This window comes from Enterobacter cloacae complex sp. HYC080_NIDB (genome assembly GCF_056673325.1).
This window is the reverse complement of sequence record NZ_CP114212.1, coordinates 884011-900365: the sequence shown is the minus strand read 5'-3', so window position 1 is coordinate 900365 and position 16355 is coordinate 884011. Positions and strand designations below refer to the sequence as shown.

Sequence of the window (16355 nt, the reverse complement as noted above, 5' to 3'; positions counted from 1 at the left end):
AAAAAGCGTGATCGTGGCAGAAGTTTTGCCCTTCCCGCATCGCTTATACGCCGTCAGGTCTGTGTTAAACTGCAGGGCATTACGTGGAAGCAGGAATGTAGAATGGCAACAATGCTGGATGTCTCACTGCGTGCGGGCGTGTCGAAGGCTACCGTCTCGCGCGTGCTGAACGGCACGGGTCAGGTTAAAGAGAGTACGCGTCAGCAGGTCTTTGCTGCGATGGAAGAGCTGGGCTACCGCCCCAACTTTCTCGCGCGCTCACTGGCTAACCAGACCAGCAACAGCATTGGTCTGGTCGTCTCCACCTTCGACGGCTTTTATTTTGGGCGCCTTCTGCAGCAGGCGTCGCGGCAGACCGAAACCCACGGCAAACAGCTGATTGTCACCGACGGTCACGACGCGCCGGAACAGGAAGAACAGGCGGTGCAAATGCTGGCCGATCGTCAGTGTGATGCCATTGTGCTTTACACGCGCTATATGAGCGAAAAAGCGATCATCAAACTGATGAATACCGTGCAAACGCCGCTGGTGGTCATCAACCGTGAAGTCAGTCAGGCTCCGGATCGCTGCGTGTTCTTCGAACAGCAGGATGCCGCGTTTAAGGCGGTGGATTACCTGATCAATCAGGGTCACCGGGAGATCGCCTGTATTACCGTCCCGATCCACACGCCCACGGGTAAAGCGCGGCTGATGGGCTATCGCAAGGCACTGGAAAAGCACGGTATTCGCCTGGACGAGCGTCGAATTAAGTACGGTGATGCCGGAATGACGAGAGGCTATGAGCTGTGCAAGGAGCTGATTGCCGACGGCGTGCCGTTTAGCGCCCTGTTTGCCTGTAACGATGATATGGCACTGGGTGCGTCCAAAGCGTTGCACCAGGCAGGACTCAAGATCCCGCAGGATATCTCCCTGTTCGGTTTTGACGATGCCCCAAGCGCGAAGTGGCTGGAGCCTGCGCTTTCATCGGTTTATCTGCCAATAGATAACATGATTATTACGGCCATCGATCAGGCGATCCGGCTGGCAAAAAACCAGCCGGTCGATGCGATCCCGCCGTTTACCGGCACGCTGGTATTACGCGATTCGGTCACCACCGGGCCGTACTTTACTCAGATGAGTTCTAAAGCCAGCAGTTCCTGAATGGTCTGACGACGACGGATCAACTGCGCTTTGCCGTTATCAAACAGTACTTCCGGCAGCAGCGGGCGGCTGTTGTAGTTCGAGGACATCGACGCCCCGTACGCCCCGGTGTCGTGCAGCACCAGGTAATCGCCCGGCTTCACCTCTGGCAGCGCGCGGGTTTCCACTTTTCCACCTTCCTGCTGAGTGAATACGTCCCCCGATTCACACAGCGGGCCTGCGACAACCGTCTCGCGGCGCGGCGCATGCGTTAAATCGCGGCCATCAGCGGCCAGCGCGGTAATGTGATGATAGCTGCCGTACATCGATGGACGCATCAGGTCGTTAAAGCCCGCGTCAATCAATACGAAGTGGCGGGAACCCATCTCTTTGACGCTGCGGACCTGCGCCACCAGCACACCGGCTTCGGCCACCAGGAAACGACCCGGCTCAATTTCCAGCTTCACGGCATGACCGAGGTGGGCGGCGATTTGGTCACGCGCGGCGCTCCACAGGCCGTAATAGTGATCGGTGTCGATCGCCTCCTCTCCTTCGCGGTAAGGAATGGAAAGCCCGCCCCCGGCGGAGATCGCCTCAAGATCCTGGCCAAAATCGACAACCTGGCGCACCATCGCTCCGCAAACCTGCTCCAGATGGCCGTAATCCACGCCAGAGCCAATGTGCATGTGAATACCCACCAGCTTCAGGTTGTAACGCTGCAACACGTCAAGCGCGGCTGGCATGTCGGCATACCAGATGCCGTGCTTGCTGTTTTCGCCGCCGGTGTTCGTTTTTTGGCTATGACCGTGACCGAAACCCGGATTCACACGCAGCCAGACGCGATGACCTGGTGAAACCTGACCCAGCTGCTCCAGCATATCCACCGAACCGGCATTCACCGGCACCTGGAGTTCATGCACGCGCGCCAGCGTGGCGTCGTCAATCAGATCCGCAGTAAAGACAATCGCGTCTGGATCGGTTTTCGGATCAAATCCGGCCGCCAGCGCACGTTCGATTTCACCCAGCGAGACAGAGTCAACCTTGACCCCCTGCTCACGCATCAGGCGCAGGATGTGAATATTGGAGCAGGCCTTCTGGGCAAAACGCACCACGTCAAACTGATGCAGGGCCGCGATCTTCTCGCGAACGATCTGCGCGTCGTAGACCCATACCGGGCAACCAAACTCGGCGGGCAGGCGGAGCAAGTTTTCGGCATTTAAATCGGTATCAGTTTGATTGAGCGGGCGTGGCATGGTCTTCTCCGGATAAATTCATTTTTCATGATTACGCCACAGCGGAAGGAGAATAAAAAATATCGTTTTATCGTGAGTCTATGCAAAAATGATATGGACAGTTCTATGCTTTCAGGTGCCCTATGCCCGCTGTGAATTTACGCCATATAGAGATTTTTCACGCTGTGATGACCACCGGCAATCTCACCGAAGCCGCGCAGATGCTGCATACGTCGCAGCCGACGGTCAGCCGCGAGCTGGCGCGCTTCGAAAAGGTACTGGAACTGAAACTGTTCGAGCGCACCCGGGGAAGACTTCACCCGACGGTGCAGGGGTTGCGCCTGTTTGAGGAAGTCCAGCGCTCCTGGTACGGGCTGGACAGAATTGTCAGTGCGGCGGAAAGTCTGCGCGAGTTTCGTCAGGGCGAGCTGTCGATTGTCTGTCTTCCGGTTTTCTCTCAGTCTTTTTTACCGACCCTGCTTCAGCCTTTTCTGGCCCGCTATCCGGAGGTCAATCTCACCATCGTGCCGCAGGAGTCCCCCCTGCTTGAAGAGTGGCTTTCAGCACAGCGTCATGATTTGGGTCTGACCGAAACGCTCTCCACGCCTGCGGGAACGGCACGCACGGAGTTACTTTCTTTAGATGAAGTGTGCGTTTTGCCCGCCGGGCACCGGCTCGCCGGTAAGACAGTGATTGCACCAGAGGATTTCCACGGGGAGAACTATATTAGCCTGTCGCAAACCGACAGCTACCGGCAGCTGCTGGATACGCTTTTTGCTGAGCATCAGGTGAAACGGCGGATGGTAGTGGAAACGCACAGCGCGGCGTCAATATGTGCAATGGTGCGGGCGGGCGTCGGCGTCGCGGTCGTTAACCCGCTCACGGCGCTGGATTATGCCGGGAGCGATATCGTGATTCGCCCGTTTAGCCTATCCGTTCCGTTCACCGTGAGCCTGATCCGCCCGCTACACCGTCCGGCCTCCGCGCTGGTGGACACATTCACCGAACACTTAATGGAGCACGCCCGCCAGGTGGCGCTTCGCTTACCTGAACGGCAAAACCCATTATGAGAGCATAAACTCCACGGCATCGGCGGCGTGAATGGCGGCGGTATCAAAGACCGGGACCGGGCTTCGCTCTGCAGGCACCAGCAGGCCGATCTCCGTGCAGCCGAAGATCACCCCTTCAGCCCCCTGCTGCGCCAGCTTTTCAATCACGCTGACGTAATACGCCCGGGAAGGCTCGCTGAAGGTACCCAGGCACAGTTCTTCGAAGATAATCTGATTGAGGCGCGCCCGGTCTTTCTCATCCGGTATCAGGCTTTCGATGCCGAATTCGCTGTGCAAACGCCCGCGATAGAAATCCTGCTCCATGGTGTAGCGCGTGCCGAGCAATGCCACGCGCGACATCCCCGACGAGCGAATCGCACGTCCTGTGGCATCGGCGATGTGCAGGAATGGCAGCGAACAGCGTGCTTCAATGTGCGATGCGACTTTGTGCATCGTATTGGTACACAGCAGAATGCCCTGCGCCCCCGCACGCTCCAGCCCCAGCGCGGCATCCGCCAGTATTTCACCGGCTTTATCCCACTCTCCGCTCGACTGACAGGCTTCAATTTCATGGAAATCAACGCTGTGCAGCAGCAGACTCGCAGAATGCAGTCCGCCCAGACGCTGCTTTACCCCTTCGTTAATCAGGCGGTAATAAGGGATTGTCGATTCCCAGCTCATCCCACCTATCAGGCCGATCGTTTTCATTATCTCTCCTTATCTCTGGTATCTCTTTTAACACAACCGACGCCCATAAAAAAAGGCGCTGTATTCAGCGCCTTTTTAAACCCTGCGTTTATTGTGTCAACGGCTCTGACAGCGGATGACGGGAGAGCATCGCTTCACGCAGCAACACGCTACCGCAGGCAAAGAGCCCGCCCAGGAGTGCCGCCAGAATTACAATCAGAGGTTTGCCCGGACCGTCTTTTTTCACCGGCAAAGACGGAGAAAGCTGATACCTGAAGGGTTCAAGCTTAACGTCTGCAAAGGAGAGATTTTTCAGCTGCGCCAGATAGTATTCCCGGTTCTGGAAGTCCGCGTTCAGCTCCGTCACATCTTTGAGATTTTTTTCAATCTGCAGCTTTTGCGCAATTCCGTCGGCACCGAGCGCAACGGAGTAATCCGGGTCATCTTTTACCGCCTGCCCGCTACTGTAGACTGGCTTCTTAATGCCCGCGGCATTCGCCACTTCCAGCGAATAATTCAGCCGCTGCAGGTTAGTATTGTGAATATTGGTCAGGCGAACACGGTCTAGCCTCAGCTGCTGCTCTACCTCATTCGTCCTGAGGGCGATCTGGTTACGGATATTTTGCACTGTCTCTTTTTCAACAACCGCCGCGATATAATTGATATACCCCTCCAGTACGGTTTGCGCATCACTGGCTTTCGGTGCCGTGAAGCTCAGTGTCCAGGAGACATAAGGCACTTTATCCGCATCTTTTACCTGCGCGTCATTCACCGCTTTCATTCTTTCCGCAATATTGACGACCGCACGGTGCAGTTCAAGCGCGTCAACCTCAACCTCAACCTCTTCAAGCTGTGACATGACGTAAGGGGAAGAGGTCAAATACTCTTTGAGCAATGACTGCGACTGGAATTTTTTGATAAACAGGTCAAAGATTTCCGAACGTGTCACCTGCGCCTTCACGTCAAGAACCTGCAGCGCAACCATCATCTGGCGCAGCGGGTTCCACTGCGTCTGCTCTGCCGGGGTGATCACCGCTTTACTGGTCCATTTTTGCGGCAACAGAAACGCAATAGCCAGGCCTGCCAGCGCAAAGATAAAGACGATGGTGACGATGCGTTTTTTCGCGGCCAGCAGAACATCTAACAGACCCAGAAGGTCGATCTCTTTTGGAGAGATTGCGGGGGTAGCATATGAAGGAAAATCGAGATCCGTATTTTTTTTGAAATCCATTGCTGACATAGCCGTTCTTCTATTGCGATTGCAGTAAAGTTCTGCCTGGTGAGTTCAGTTTTCAGATAATACTAGGAAATGAGAATAATCTGAACGCAAGAATCGGCTATGTGTGCGCTTGCTATCAAAGTTGGTAGTTATTTACAACATGGCTCTTGTTAAACATCGATCTAGAAAAAAGCCGGGTGGCGCTAGCGCTTACCCGGCGTACATTTTGCCCACGCAGGCCCAGTAAACGTAGGGCCCCCGGTATTCACATTACACGCCGATATTACGCAGTTTTTCCCCGGCCATCAGTTTGCGTTCAATATGTTCCAGCGTCACACCTTTGGTTTCCGGAATCAGCCAGAAGGTCACGCCAATAAACGCCACGTTCAGCACCGTGTAGAGCCAGAAGGTTCCCGCAGCGCCAATGGCATCCAGCAGCGTCAGGAAGGTCGCACCAATGATCATGTTCGACACCCAGTTGGTGGTGGTGGAACAGGTGATCCCAAAGTCACGGCATTTGAGCGGCTGAATTTCGGAGCACAGGATCCACACCACAGGTGCGGCGCTCATCGCGTAACCGGCAATACACATCATGGTCATCCCGACAGAAAGCCAGGAAAGACCGCTTGAGGCCGTGCCGTTATCAAACTGCATCAGGCAGTAGCCGAGGATCAGCGTGCCGAGAGCCATCACGCTAAAGCCAATTTTCAGCGCCGGTTTACGCCCGGCTTTATCGACGGTGAATACCGCAATAAAGGTGGCGAACATAAAGGTGAGCCCCACCACCAGCGTGGCAATCATCTGCTGCTCAGTGGTGGTAAAACCGGCCATTTTGAAGATGCGTGGCGCGTAGTACATGATGATGTTCATCCCGGTGAACTGCTGCATCGCCTGCAGCAACATGCCGAGGAACACCGCGCGGCGCACGTTGCGGTTGATCTTAAACAGCGCCCAGCCCCCCTGCTTCAGCTTCAGGCTTTCGCGGATTTCGTTCAGCTCTTCACGCGCTTTTTCAGAAGTATCGCGCAGCATCCGCAGCACCTCTTCCGCCTCGACGTGACGCCCTTTTTGCGCCAGCCAGCGCGGGCTATTGGGCAGGAAGATCACTAGTACAATCAGCACCACCGCAGGCAACGCCAGCACGCCGAGCATTGCGCGCCAGTTGCCGCTGTAGCTGAAGTACGTATCGGACAGGAACGCCAGCACGATGCCCAGCGTCACCATCAGCTGATACATACTGATCATCCTGCCGCGCACATTCTCACTTGCCATCTCAGAGAGATAAAGCGGTGCCGTGTAGGAGGCGATCCCCACTGCCACGCCGAGCAGCACGCGGGAAAGCAGCAGCACCTCTACGTTGGTCGCAAATGCAGAGCCAATCGACCCCGCAACAAACAGGACGGCGCCGGCCATCAGGCTGTATTTGCGCCCGAGGCGGAACGAAAGCCAGCCGTTAAACAGCGCACCGATAGCCGCACCAAGCATCATGCTGCTCACCACCCACTCCTGCAGGCGATTACTCAACGTAAAATGATCGGTAATAAACGGCAGCGCCCCGGCGATGACGCCGATATCCAGGCCGAACAGCAAACCTGCTACAGCTGCGGCAATGGAGACAAACTGGTTCATGCGTCGGGTATCGCGCAGCGCAGCGGGCATCAGGGTAGAGTCATTGATAGATGTCATATTTTTCCTGCCTCAACAGCAAAATTTGTTAAGTGAAATTACGAGAAAGCGCGGAAAAGTGTCAGGCTGGAATTCGCGAAGATATGGATGATTTCGCTATGGCATAGCGATCTGTGATGGACATTACAATTTCAACTAATCCTGATTAATCACAATATTTTACTAATGCGTTAATTTTTCAGGAATAAAAGTGTGATAGCGGTCATTTATCATTTTTCGGTATGGATTTTTCGTGTTTATCGATATGGATTTTGACAATTTTCAAGCAAAAAAAACCTCCGCTGAAGGGCAGAGGTTTTTGTCAGACGCGACGTTATCGTGCCAGCCAGCCGCCATCCACCGCAATGGTATAACCATTGATGTAGTCCGAGGCTGAGGAGGCCAGAAACACAACCGGCCCCATCAGGTCACTCGGCAGACCCCAGCGCCCGGCCGGGATACGCTCCAGAATGGCCGCACTGCGTTCTTCGTCCGCACGCAGCTGCTGGGTGTTATTGGTGGCCATGTAGCCCGGGGCAATCGCGTTGACGTTGATATTGTGCTGCGCCCACTCGTTCGCCAGCAGACGGGTCACGCCCATCACCGCGCTTTTTGACGCCGTATAAGACGGCACGCGGATGCCGCCCTGGAAGGAGAGCATCGAGGCGATGTTAATGATCTTGCCGCCTTTTCCCTGCGCGATGAAGTGCTTTGCCGCCGCCTGAGACATAAAGAATACGCTCTTAATATTCAGGTTCATGACGTCGTCCCAGTCAGTCTCGCTGAAGTTAATCGCGTCTTCACGACGGATCAGACCCGCGTTGTTGACCAGAATATCAATATGGCCCCATTCCGCCACCGCGCGCTCAAGCAGTTGCGGAATGCCGTCAATTTTACGCAGGTCGGCGGTCAGGCTGAGAAAACGACGCCCCAGCGCAGTCACGCGCTCAATCGTTTCTGTGGGTTCAACGATATTAATCCCGACGATGTCACAACCCGCTTCCGCCAGACCTAACGCCATCCCCTGACCCAGGCCGGTGTCGCAACCGGAAACCACCGCCACTTTGCCCTGCAGAGAAAATGCATCCAGAATCATGTTAGTTCCTTACTCTTCAGCGCCTGTCACCAACAGGCAGATAGATACTTAACTGCCCGCGACTAGCGCAGATCCTTAACAGCAACGTGGTCCATGTCATCGAAGACCTGATTTTCGCCGACCATACCCCAGATGAAGGTATAGGCTTTGGTCCCTACGCCAGAGTGAATAGACCAGCTTGGTGAAATCACCGCCTGCTCGTTATGCATGACGATATGGCGCGTCTCCTGCGGCTGCCCCATCATGTGGAACACGCAGGCATCGTCGTCCATGTTGAAGTAGAAGTAGACTTCCATGCGGCGTTCATGGGTATGGCACGGCATGGTATTCCACAGGTTGCCCGGAGCCAGTTCAGTCAGCCCCATGCTGAGCTGGCAGGTTTCCAGCACATCCGGAACGAAATATTTATTGATGGTGCGACGGTTGCTGGTGAGGTTATCGCCCAGCGTTACGGGCGCTGCGTCCTCAGGCGTCACTTTTTTTGTCGGGTATGAGGTATGCGCAGGGGCGCAGTTATAGTAAAACTTCGCGGGCTTACCGCCGTCGATGCTGGCAAAGACCACCTCTTTCGCCCCTTTACCGACGTACAGCGCATCGCGGTGACCAATCTCGAAGCACTGGCCGTCCACGGTAATCGTGCCCGGCCCGCCGATATTAATCACCCCCAGCTCACGACGCTCCAGAAAATAGCTCACGCCCAGCTGTTTACCCACTTCCCCGCCCACGGAGACGGTTTTTGCCACCGGCATAATGCCGCCGACAATAATGCGGTCGATATGGCTGTAGACCATGGTGTACTTGTCGGCCTCGAACACCTGCTCAACTAAAAACTCACTGCGCAGCCCCTGCGTATCCAGCGTTTTGGCGTGCGCACTGTGAATGCTTTGTCTGACGTCCACGGTAACCTCCAGATGTGGTCATGCCCAAAAGAAGAAAATAAACGAAACAACGTTCCGTTTTCATGATGAACACATACTATCGGCATAAAATAGGCTTTTCAATTAAATTCAAAACAACGTTTCATTTTTTATTTTGTTTATAACGAAAATGACACCCGGATCACGGTTAAGAGGTATGGGAATGAAGGGAGGATAAAAAAACCTCCCGGAGGAGGTTTCATTAATCAGGAAAGATTAGCGTTCGATGGCCAGCGCCACCCCTTGCCCGCCGCCTATACAGAGCGTTGCTATCCCTTTGCGGGCATTGCGTTTTTTCATTTCGTGGACCAGTGAAACCAGTATCCGGCAACCGGACGCCCCGATAGGGTGACCCAGCGCAATGGCTCCACCGTTTACGTTGACCCGCAGCGGATCCCACTCCAGCATTTTGCCGACCGAGATCGCCTGCGCGGCAAACGCTTCGTTCACTTCAATCAGATCCACATCGGAGAGTTGCCACCCTGCGCGATCCAGACAGCGACGGGTAGCGTAGACGGGTGCGATCCCCATCAGTGCAGGATCAACACCCACGCTGGCAAAAGCCTTGATGCGGGCCAGGACAGGGAGATCCAGCTCCAGGGCTTTACTTTCACTCATCATCATAACGGCTGCGGCGCCGTCGTTAATGGAAGAGGCATTGCCCGCCGTGACCGAGCCCTGGGTTTCAAACGCAGGATTGAGTCTTGCCAGGCCTTCAGCACTGGCGTCAGTGCGCGGCTGTTCGTCAGTATCCACGACAACCACCTCGCCGTTCTGACGCTGCGTGCTGACCGGGACAATCTCGTCGCGAAAACGACCAGAATCAATCGCAGCACGCGCCTTTTGCTGGGAACTGAGCGCGTAAGCATCCTGCAATTCACGGCTGATACCGTACTCGCGCGCCAGGTTTTCCGCCGTCACGCCCATATGATAGTCATTGAACGCATCCCACAGCCCGTCATGCACCAGGCTGTCGAGCAACTGACTGTTACCTAACTGCGCACCGGTACGACTGTCGGTGAGAACGTGCGGCGCACGGCTCATATTCTCTTGTCCGCCAGCAATAACCACATCCGCTTCACCGCATTGAATGGCTTGCGTAGCGAGATGAAGCGCTTTGAGTCCTGAACCACAGACGTCGTTGATGGTGATGGCGGATACGGTGTTGGGCAGACCGCCTTTCAGGGCCGCCTGGCGCGCAGGGTTTTGCCCGGCTCCGGCAGTGAGAACCTGCCCCAGGATCACCTCATCAATTTCGTGTGCGGCGACCCCGCTACGTTCCACCAGCGCTTTGACCACCACGCTGCCCAGGTCAACCGCCGAGTGACGCGCGAGCGCTCCCTGAAAACAGCCGATAGCTGTACGCAACGCACCCACTATGACGACATCTTTCATCACGACCTCTGTGTTAAATGACATGACGATAGTAGAGGATTGTTACTGGCAATTATCTTAATTGTTTAAAAATAGTGAGTTTAATCACAAGGATTAACGGACATCCTGCAGATACTGCCGCAGCCAGCTTCCGGCAACGCCGGGAGGGGAGCGTTTATTCCACAGCAGATCGATGCCGATCGCCCTTGGCCAGCCAGGCACATTGAGCTGAACCAGGGATTTCGCGGCGGCAAATTCATCCACCAGCGCGCACGGCAACACGCACCAGCCGAATCCCTGCACTGCCATACTCAAGAGTAACAGGTAATTCGGTGCTGACCAGACGGGCCCTCGCGCAATTTCAGCCTCGCGTTCCAGATAGGTGCTAAGCCGCAGTTCGCGCCAGCCGTGCAGCTCGTCACTCTGCACTTCGGGTTGGCCCGCCAGGGGATGCGTGGTCGCAACATAAATTGCCATACGGGTCTGCATCGGCAGGCGGGTAACGCCAATATCGGTGGGGTAACTGTCCCGCGCTTCCGTCAGCCCCACCTGCGCTCGCGCCTTTTGCAGCAGATCGATCACATCCTCTTCCTCGCCAATCAGACATTCGAACGCCGTATGGGGAAAACGAGCGTCAAACTGCTTCATCATCTCTTCCAGCACGTCCGGGTTCAGGGTATCGGAGAGGACAAATGTCAGACGCGCCTCCGTTTGTGCCGTTAGCGACACCGCCAGTTCATCCAGCCGCGTGCTGGCGGCAAGGATGGCCTGCACATAACCCAGCACCTGTTCACCCTGAGCCGTTAACACAGGCTGACGCGCCGAGCGGTCAAACAGCTCAAAACCGAGATCGGCTTCAAGATGGGCAATGGAGGTGCTGATCGTCGACTGACTCTTACGCAACCGGCGTGCGGCAGCAGAGAACGAGCCAGCCGCAACGGCCTCAACAAACGCGGTAAGGGCTTCAGGTGAATAGCGCATGACCTATCTACTTTATCGATGGATACCATCTTTAATATATCAGCTTTAACGATAAAAATAGGCCGCATTACGCCCATACCGGCGAATTAATGAGGTCTACACTATGCAACATCAGGATGCACTCCAACGTAAACTGCCGGAGCGGATCTTCCATGCTGTCTGTTTCGAAGGGATGGCCACGGCGATCCTCGCCCCTACGGCCGCGTGGCTCATGCAGCGCTCTGTAGTGGAAATGGGGGGATTGACCGTTATTCTGGCCACTACCGCCATGCTCTGGAACATTATTTATAACTTCGGTTTCGACCGTTTCTGGCCAGTCCAGCGGGTAACACGCACGGCAAAAGTGCGTGCGCTGCACGCCCTGGGGTTCGAATGTGGGTTTATTGTGATTGGCGTGTCGATTGTCGCTGCCGTGCTGGGCGTCACCTTGCTTCAGGCATTCACACTGGAAATAGGTTTCTTCCTGTTCTTCCTGCCCTACACCATGTTCTATAACTGGGCATACGATAACCTGCGTGAGAAATTCCTTAAGCGTCGCCAGCAACGACGCGCCCTGGCAGGCTAAATGCTCTCTGGCCGGACGCCTGTTCCGGCCAAATGCCAACGAAGCAACTGCGCTCTACGAACATAATTATGGTAAATTGCACGCCATTCTGATGGTTTGATAGTTGAAACGTTGCTCTAATGTCGAAAATTTGGTCAAAAGATGAGACTCTCTGGAGTTTCGCTCTCTATGGCACGGCCGTGGGCGCAGGAACGCTGTTCTTGCCCATTCAGCTGGGCTCTGCAGGCGCTATTGTTCTGTTTATTACCGCCCTTGTGGCCTACCCGTTAACCTACTGGCCGCATCGCGCGCTGGCGCAATTTATTCTCTCTTCAAAAACAAAAGGCAATGAAGGGATCACCGGTGCCGTCTCGCACTATTACGGCAAGAAGATTGGCAATCTGATCACCACACTCTATTTCATCGCCTTCTTTGTGGTGGTGCAGATTTACGCGGTGGCCATCACCAACTCGTTAACCGAGCAACTGGCAAAACACCTGACGGTGGATACCGCCGTGCGCGTGCTGGTCAGTTTAGGTGTGGTGCTGGTGCTGAATCTGATCTTCCTGATGGGACGGCATATCACGATAAAAGTGATGGGCTTCCTGGTATTCCCGCTGATTGCCTACTTCCTGTTTGTCTCGATCTACCTGACCGGGAGCTGGCAACCCTCGCTACTTACCAGCCAGATGGCCGTTGATCGCCATACGCTGCATCAGGTATGGATTTCCATTCCGGTGATGGTGTTTGCCTTCAGCCATACCCCGATTATCTCGACATTTGCCGTGGATCGTCGCGAGAAGTTTGCTGACGCCGCCATGGATAAATGCAGGAAAATCATGAAGGTGGCGTACCTGATTATCTGCCTGAGCGTGCTGTTCTTTGTCTTCAGCTGCCTGCTCTCGATTCCGCCGTCCTACATTGTGGCCGCCAAAGAGCAAGGGGTAACCATCCTGTCAGCACTGTCGATGATGCCCTCTTCTCCCGCATGGCTCGGCATTTCCGGGATAATCGTGGCGATTGTTGCGATGTCGAAATCGTTCCTCGGCACCTATTTTGGGGTCATTGAGGGGGCGACGGAGATCGTGAAGTCGTCGCTCAATCAGGTGGGTGTGAAAAAGAGCCGCGCCTTTAACCGCGCGATTTCCATTATGGGTGTGTCGTTAATTACCTTCGCGGTCTGCTGCATCAACCCGAACGCGATTTCGATGATTTACGCCATCAGCGGCCCGCTTATCGCCATGATTTTGTTTATCATGCCGACGCTGTCAACGTACCTGATCCCTTCGCTGAAGCCTTACCGCTCCCCTGGCAGCCTGCTGACGCTGATCGTCGGCGTGCTGTGCGTGTCGGTGATGTTTGTTGGCTAAGGTTCCTGCCATACATTGTGCCGGGTAGCGCTCCGCTTACCCGGCCTACATTCCTACAGAGAATCACGCCCGGATATCGTCATATTCCCGCGTATTATCAAACTCATGTTTCGCAAACGGACACAGCGGAATAATTTTACGGTTCTCACCGCGCATCTTCTCGACCACTTTCGCCACCAGCTGTTTGCCAACGCCCTGCCCTTTCAGGCTCGGATCGACATCAGTATGCTCAATAATGCTCAGGTGCTCGCCGGTCGGCACGAAGACAATCTCCGCCACCTGATTTCCGTCTGCATCATTCACGTAAAACTTGTTATGGCCTTCCAGAATATCCATGGTTCCTCGCTTATTTTTGGCGATACTTCAGCGCACCGCTCGGGCAGGTATCAATTACGCGTACAACCGTTTCGACGTCCACTTCATCAGGAATAATCCACGGTTTACGTTTCAGATTAAACAGCTTTGCGCTCCCACGCACGCAGTTACCTGAGTGTTTGCAGATCCCGGTGTTGAAGTACACGTCAATTTTCTCGCCGGTATAGGCCCTGTAACCCGCATCCAGTAGTTCTTTATCCATGACATTGCCTCTGTAATTATTCTCGTGCTGAATGAAGCATAGCCTTACGGGATCCCGATGGCTATCACGCTGAAAACGAAAAGCCAGCTCACAACTCTTTTCTTACCGGATTGCGTCCACTATTTGCACATGTCAGGCTCCATAAATATCCCCTTTTCCAAGGCTAGCGCGGGTTGAATGAAACGCAGACTCTCTTTTCAGGTAAAGCTGTTTTTAGCGCTGGTGTGCTTCTCCTGCCTGCTGTTGGTGCTGCTGGGTACGATCCTGTTTCATTTTATTGACCGGCAGCTCCATCACGATCTCGGCCAGCGCGCCCGGGTTCAGGCCAGTGAGATTGCGCTGATGCCGGGTCTGGCGGAAAAGGTGGCGGCCAGAGATATCCCCGGCATCGCCCGGTTAATTCAGCCGCTGCGTGCCGAAAGTGACGCCAGCTATATTGTGATTGGCGATACCCACGAGCAGCATCTTTATCATTCAGAATCCCCGGAGCGCATTAATTTACCGATGATCGGCGGCGATAATGCCGAAGTACTCAAGGGCAAAACCATTATTTCCGTGCGTCAGGGCGGGATTGGGGTTTCGCTGCGCAGCAAAGCGCCCATCTTCAATGCACAGCATCAGGTGATTGGCATTGTCTCGGTCGGCTATCTGACTTCGTATATTGCCAACATTAACGCCCGCATTCTCTGGCAGGCCGGTTTATACGGGATTGCCCTTCTGCTGCTGCTGTTTATTTTCTCCTGGCTGTTTACCCGCAACCTTAAAAAACAGATGTTCAGACTTGAGCCGAAAGATATTGCCCAGCTGGTTTTGCAGCAAAGGGCGCTGTTAGAAGCCATGTATGAAGGGGTATTTGCCGTCAATGAAGAGAAGCAGCTGATTTTAATTAACCGCGCGGCACGAGAAATGCTGGATATTCATCGTAGTGAAAAAGATCTTATCGGCAAGCCGCTGGACGAGGTTCTGCAAACCTCGCCGGGGTTTTTAACACAGCGCTACGCCTCGGTGAGCAGCGGCCGCCACGACCAGATTGCGGTACTTAACCAGCGCGAGGTCATCGTCAACCGCGTGGCGATTGAGGTCGAGCCCGGCGTTGAAAGCGGCTGGGTATACAGCTTTCGCGACAAAAACGACATTAATACCCTCAGCAGCCAGCTCAGCCAGATCAAACGCTATGCCGACAACCTGCGCATTATGCGCCACGAACAGCTGAACTGGACCGCGACGCTGGTGGGGTTGTTGCAGATGAAACACTATGACGAAGCGATCCGCTATATCCAGGTGCAGTCGGAAGGAGCACAGCGCGTGCTGGACTTCGTGTCGGCCCATTTTGCCTCTCCGGCCTTATGCGGGCTGCTGCTCGGGAAATATGTCAGCGCACGTGAAAAAGGGGTTGAGCTACAGTTTGATCCCGCATGCCAGCTCACCCGCATGCCGTCCCGCCTCAGTGAAACGGAGCTGATGTCCATTATTGGTAATTTGCTGGATAACGCCGTGGATGCGACCCTCACCGCACCGGTCCCCGCGCCGGTAGAACTCTATATTTCCGATCGCAACCAGGAGCTGCTGATTGAGGTGGCCGACCGGGGCTGCGGGGTGGATGATGCGCTGAAGCCGCATATCTTTCGACAGGGATTCAGCAGCAAGCCGGACAGTGAAAACGACATTGTGGGTACCGAGCACGGTATCGGCCTGTTTCTGGTGGCAGGCTATATCAACAAAGCGGGCGGCAGCATTGAGATTGCCGACAATACGCCGCAGGGCACGATTTTCTCTGTATTTATTCCGAATGGGCTAAAGCATGACCCAAGCACTTGATGTTGTGATCGTTGAGGATGAGCCGCACCTGGCGGAGCTGCATCGCGAGTATATTGAGCAGAACTTTCATCTGCACGTGGTGGGCATCGCCGCGTCGATTGAGCAGGCATGCAGCCTGATTCGCCAGCATCAGCCGCGGCTTATTCTGCTGGATAACTATCTCCCGGACGGCAAAGGCGTGGAGTTAATCGACACTCCCCTGTTGAAAAGCTATGAGTGCTCGGTGATTTTCATCACCGCCGCCAGCGATATGCAGACCTGCAGCCATGCCATGCGCAGCGGCGCGTTTGATTACCTGATTAAACCGGTCTTTTTCCAGCGCCTGCACGCCTCGCTGGAGCGTTTTATGCGCTTCATCCACACCGTGCAGCAGGTAAAAGTCGTTGACCAGCATGCGCTGGATCGCCTGTTTAACCTGCCTGCTGCGGAATCCCCGCACACGCCGTCGACGAAGGGCATTGAGCCTCAGACCCTGGAGCGGATCAAACGGCTGTTCGCCGATCGTCCCGACAGCGCAATGTCGGTGGAGGAGGTCGTGGAAAACGTCGGGGTCAGCAAAACCACGGGGCGTCGCTATCTTGAATACTGCGTGGAGAGTGGGTTAATCAGCGTCGAAATGCTGTACGGCAATATCGGTCATCCGCGAAGGCTATACCGTAAAGCCCCCGATAAAACGTAATCCGCGAACATTAGCCAGCAAACGTTCG

At 54.8% G+C, this 16355-nt stretch carries 16 protein-coding genes; 6 read left to right on the top strand and 10 right to left on the bottom strand.

Features of this window, described 5'->3' with window-relative positions; all coding sequences use genetic code 11:
- Nucleotides 1-102 precede the first annotated feature (102 nt).
- Entirely contained in the window at nt 103-1140 is a 1038-nt protein-coding gene (locus O1723_RS04305; protein WP_014885091.1) for a LacI family DNA-binding transcriptional regulator, read from the top strand.
- On the opposite strand, the gene lysA is transcribed toward O1723_RS04305, so the two are convergent.
- Nucleotides 1110-2372, bottom strand: a complete 1263-nt coding sequence (gene lysA, locus O1723_RS04300; protein ID WP_014885092.1) for a diaminopimelate decarboxylase — start codon at nt 2370-2372, stop codon at nt 1110-1112. The two genes, O1723_RS04305 and lysA, sit on opposite strands and share 31 nt — an antisense overlap.
- Nucleotides 2373-2494: 122 nt before the next feature.
- Between lysA and O1723_RS04295 the strand changes: the two genes are divergently transcribed.
- Entirely contained in the window at nt 2495-3421 is a 927-nt protein-coding gene (locus O1723_RS04295) for a LysR family transcriptional regulator (protein WP_014885093.1), read from the top strand.
- On the opposite strand, the gene O1723_RS04290 is transcribed toward O1723_RS04295, so the two are convergent.
- From O1723_RS04290 to O1723_RS04260, 7 genes are all read right to left on the bottom strand, one after another.
- Nucleotides 3416-4108 (bottom strand): aspartate/glutamate racemase, encoded by a 693-nt coding sequence (locus tag O1723_RS04290; protein ID WP_014885094.1) that lies wholly within the window; start codon nt 4106-4108, stop codon nt 3416-3418. The genes O1723_RS04295 and O1723_RS04290 overlap by 6 nt on opposite strands.
- Before the next feature lie 88 nt (nt 4109-4196).
- Nucleotides 4197-5327, bottom strand: a complete 1131-nt coding sequence (gene wzz(fepE), locus O1723_RS04285; protein WP_248190690.1) for an LPS O-antigen length regulator Wzz(fepE) — start codon at nt 5325-5327, stop codon at nt 4197-4199.
- 249 nt (nt 5328-5576) lie between these two features.
- The gene (gene araE / locus O1723_RS04280; protein WP_014885096.1) at nt 5577-6992 is read right to left on the bottom strand and encodes an arabinose-proton symporter AraE; all 1416 of its coding nucleotides are present in this window, start codon (nt 6990-6992) and stop codon (nt 5577-5579) included.
- 313 nt (nt 6993-7305) lie between these two features.
- The gene (gene kduD, locus O1723_RS04275) at nt 7306-8067 is read right to left on the bottom strand and encodes a 2-dehydro-3-deoxy-D-gluconate 5-dehydrogenase KduD (RefSeq protein WP_014885097.1); all 762 of its coding nucleotides are present in this window, start codon (nt 8065-8067) and stop codon (nt 7306-7308) included.
- A 62-nt stretch (nt 8068-8129) separates the two neighbouring features.
- Nucleotides 8130-8966: a 5-dehydro-4-deoxy-D-glucuronate isomerase gene (gene kduI / locus O1723_RS04270; RefSeq protein ID WP_014885098.1), complete on the bottom strand. Its 837-nt coding sequence runs from the start codon at nt 8964-8966 to the stop codon at nt 8130-8132.
- A gap of 234 nt (nt 8967-9200) precedes the next feature.
- Nucleotides 9201-10379, bottom strand: coding sequence for an acetyl-CoA C-acetyltransferase (locus O1723_RS04265; protein WP_014885099.1), 1179 nt, complete (start codon nt 10377-10379; stop codon nt 9201-9203).
- Nucleotides 10380-10472: 93 nt separating this feature from the next.
- Nucleotides 10473-11339 (bottom strand): LysR family transcriptional regulator, encoded by an 867-nt coding sequence (locus tag O1723_RS04260; RefSeq protein ID WP_014885100.1) that lies wholly within the window; start codon nt 11337-11339, stop codon nt 10473-10475.
- Nucleotides 11340-11442: 103 nt separating this feature from the next.
- On the opposite strand from O1723_RS04260, the gene O1723_RS04255 reads away from it, so the two are divergent.
- Nucleotides 11443-11904, top strand: a complete 462-nt coding sequence (locus O1723_RS04255) for a multidrug/biocide efflux PACE transporter (RefSeq protein ID WP_014885101.1) — start codon at nt 11443-11445, stop codon at nt 11902-11904.
- 119 nt (nt 11905-12023) lie between these two features.
- Nucleotides 12024-13253: an amino acid permease gene (locus O1723_RS04250; RefSeq protein ID WP_014885102.1), complete on the top strand. Its 1230-nt coding sequence runs from the start codon at nt 12024-12026 to the stop codon at nt 13251-13253.
- A gap of 63 nt (nt 13254-13316) precedes the next feature.
- Here O1723_RS04250 and O1723_RS04245 read toward each other — a convergent pair whose 3' ends face one another.
- Nucleotides 13317-13589, bottom strand: a complete 273-nt coding sequence (locus tag O1723_RS04245; RefSeq protein ID WP_014071634.1) for a GNAT family N-acetyltransferase — start codon at nt 13587-13589, stop codon at nt 13317-13319.
- Nucleotides 13590-13599: 10 nt separating this feature from the next.
- Nucleotides 13600-13830, bottom strand: coding sequence for a 4Fe-4S mono-cluster protein YjdI (gene yjdI / locus O1723_RS04240; RefSeq protein WP_008499689.1), 231 nt, complete (start codon nt 13828-13830; stop codon nt 13600-13602).
- Between the two features lie 177 nt (nt 13831-14007).
- Between yjdI and O1723_RS04235 the strand changes: the two genes are divergently transcribed.
- Entirely contained in the window at nt 14008-15648 is a 1641-nt protein-coding gene (locus O1723_RS04235; RefSeq protein WP_014885103.1) for an ATP-binding protein, read from the top strand.
- Nucleotides 15632-16327: a response regulator gene (locus O1723_RS04230; RefSeq protein WP_014885104.1), complete on the top strand. Its 696-nt coding sequence runs from the start codon at nt 15632-15634 to the stop codon at nt 16325-16327. The genes O1723_RS04235 and O1723_RS04230 overlap by 17 nt, the downstream gene beginning before the upstream one ends.
- The last annotated feature ends 28 nt before the right edge of the window (nt 16328-16355 follow it).

Excerpts from the sequence above, each read along its gene's own strand:
- lysA (WP_014885092.1), bottom strand. The coding sequence starts at position 2,372 with ATGCCACGCCCGCTCAATCAAACTGATACCGATTTAAATGCCGAAAAC.
- araE (WP_014885096.1), bottom strand. The coding sequence starts at position 6,992 with ATGACATCTATCAATGACTCTACCCTGATGCCCGCTGCGCTGCGCGAT.
- O1723_RS04290 (WP_014885094.1), bottom strand. The coding sequence starts at position 4,108 with ATGAAAACGATCGGCCTGATAGGTGGGATGAGCTGGGAATCGACAATC.
- O1723_RS04295 (WP_014885093.1), top strand. The coding sequence starts at position 2,495 with ATGCCCGCTGTGAATTTACGCCATATAGAGATTTTTCACGCTGTGATG.
- O1723_RS04265 (WP_014885099.1), bottom strand. The coding sequence starts at position 10,379 with ATGAAAGATGTCGTCATAGTGGGTGCGTTGCGTACAGCTATCGGCTGT.
- O1723_RS04235 (WP_014885103.1), top strand. The coding sequence starts at position 14,008 with ATGAAACGCAGACTCTCTTTTCAGGTAAAGCTGTTTTTAGCGCTGGTG.
- O1723_RS04230 (WP_014885104.1), top strand. The coding sequence starts at position 15,632 with ATGACCCAAGCACTTGATGTTGTGATCGTTGAGGATGAGCCGCACCTG.
- yjdI (WP_008499689.1), bottom strand. The coding sequence starts at position 13,830 with ATGGATAAAGAACTACTGGATGCGGGTTACAGGGCCTATACCGGCGAG.
- kduD (WP_014885097.1), bottom strand. The coding sequence starts at position 8,067 with ATGATTCTGGATGCATTTTCTCTGCAGGGCAAAGTGGCGGTGGTTTCC.
- O1723_RS04260 (WP_014885100.1), bottom strand. The coding sequence starts at position 11,339 with ATGCGCTATTCACCTGAAGCCCTTACCGCGTTTGTTGAGGCCGTTGCG.
- O1723_RS04255 (WP_014885101.1), top strand. The coding sequence starts at position 11,443 with ATGCAACATCAGGATGCACTCCAACGTAAACTGCCGGAGCGGATCTTC.
- O1723_RS04250 (WP_014885102.1), top strand. The coding sequence starts at position 12,024 with ATGTCGAAAATTTGGTCAAAAGATGAGACTCTCTGGAGTTTCGCTCTC.
- O1723_RS04245 (WP_014071634.1), bottom strand. The coding sequence starts at position 13,589 with ATGGATATTCTGGAAGGCCATAACAAGTTTTACGTGAATGATGCAGAC.
- O1723_RS04305 (WP_014885091.1), top strand. The coding sequence starts at position 103 with ATGGCAACAATGCTGGATGTCTCACTGCGTGCGGGCGTGTCGAAGGCT.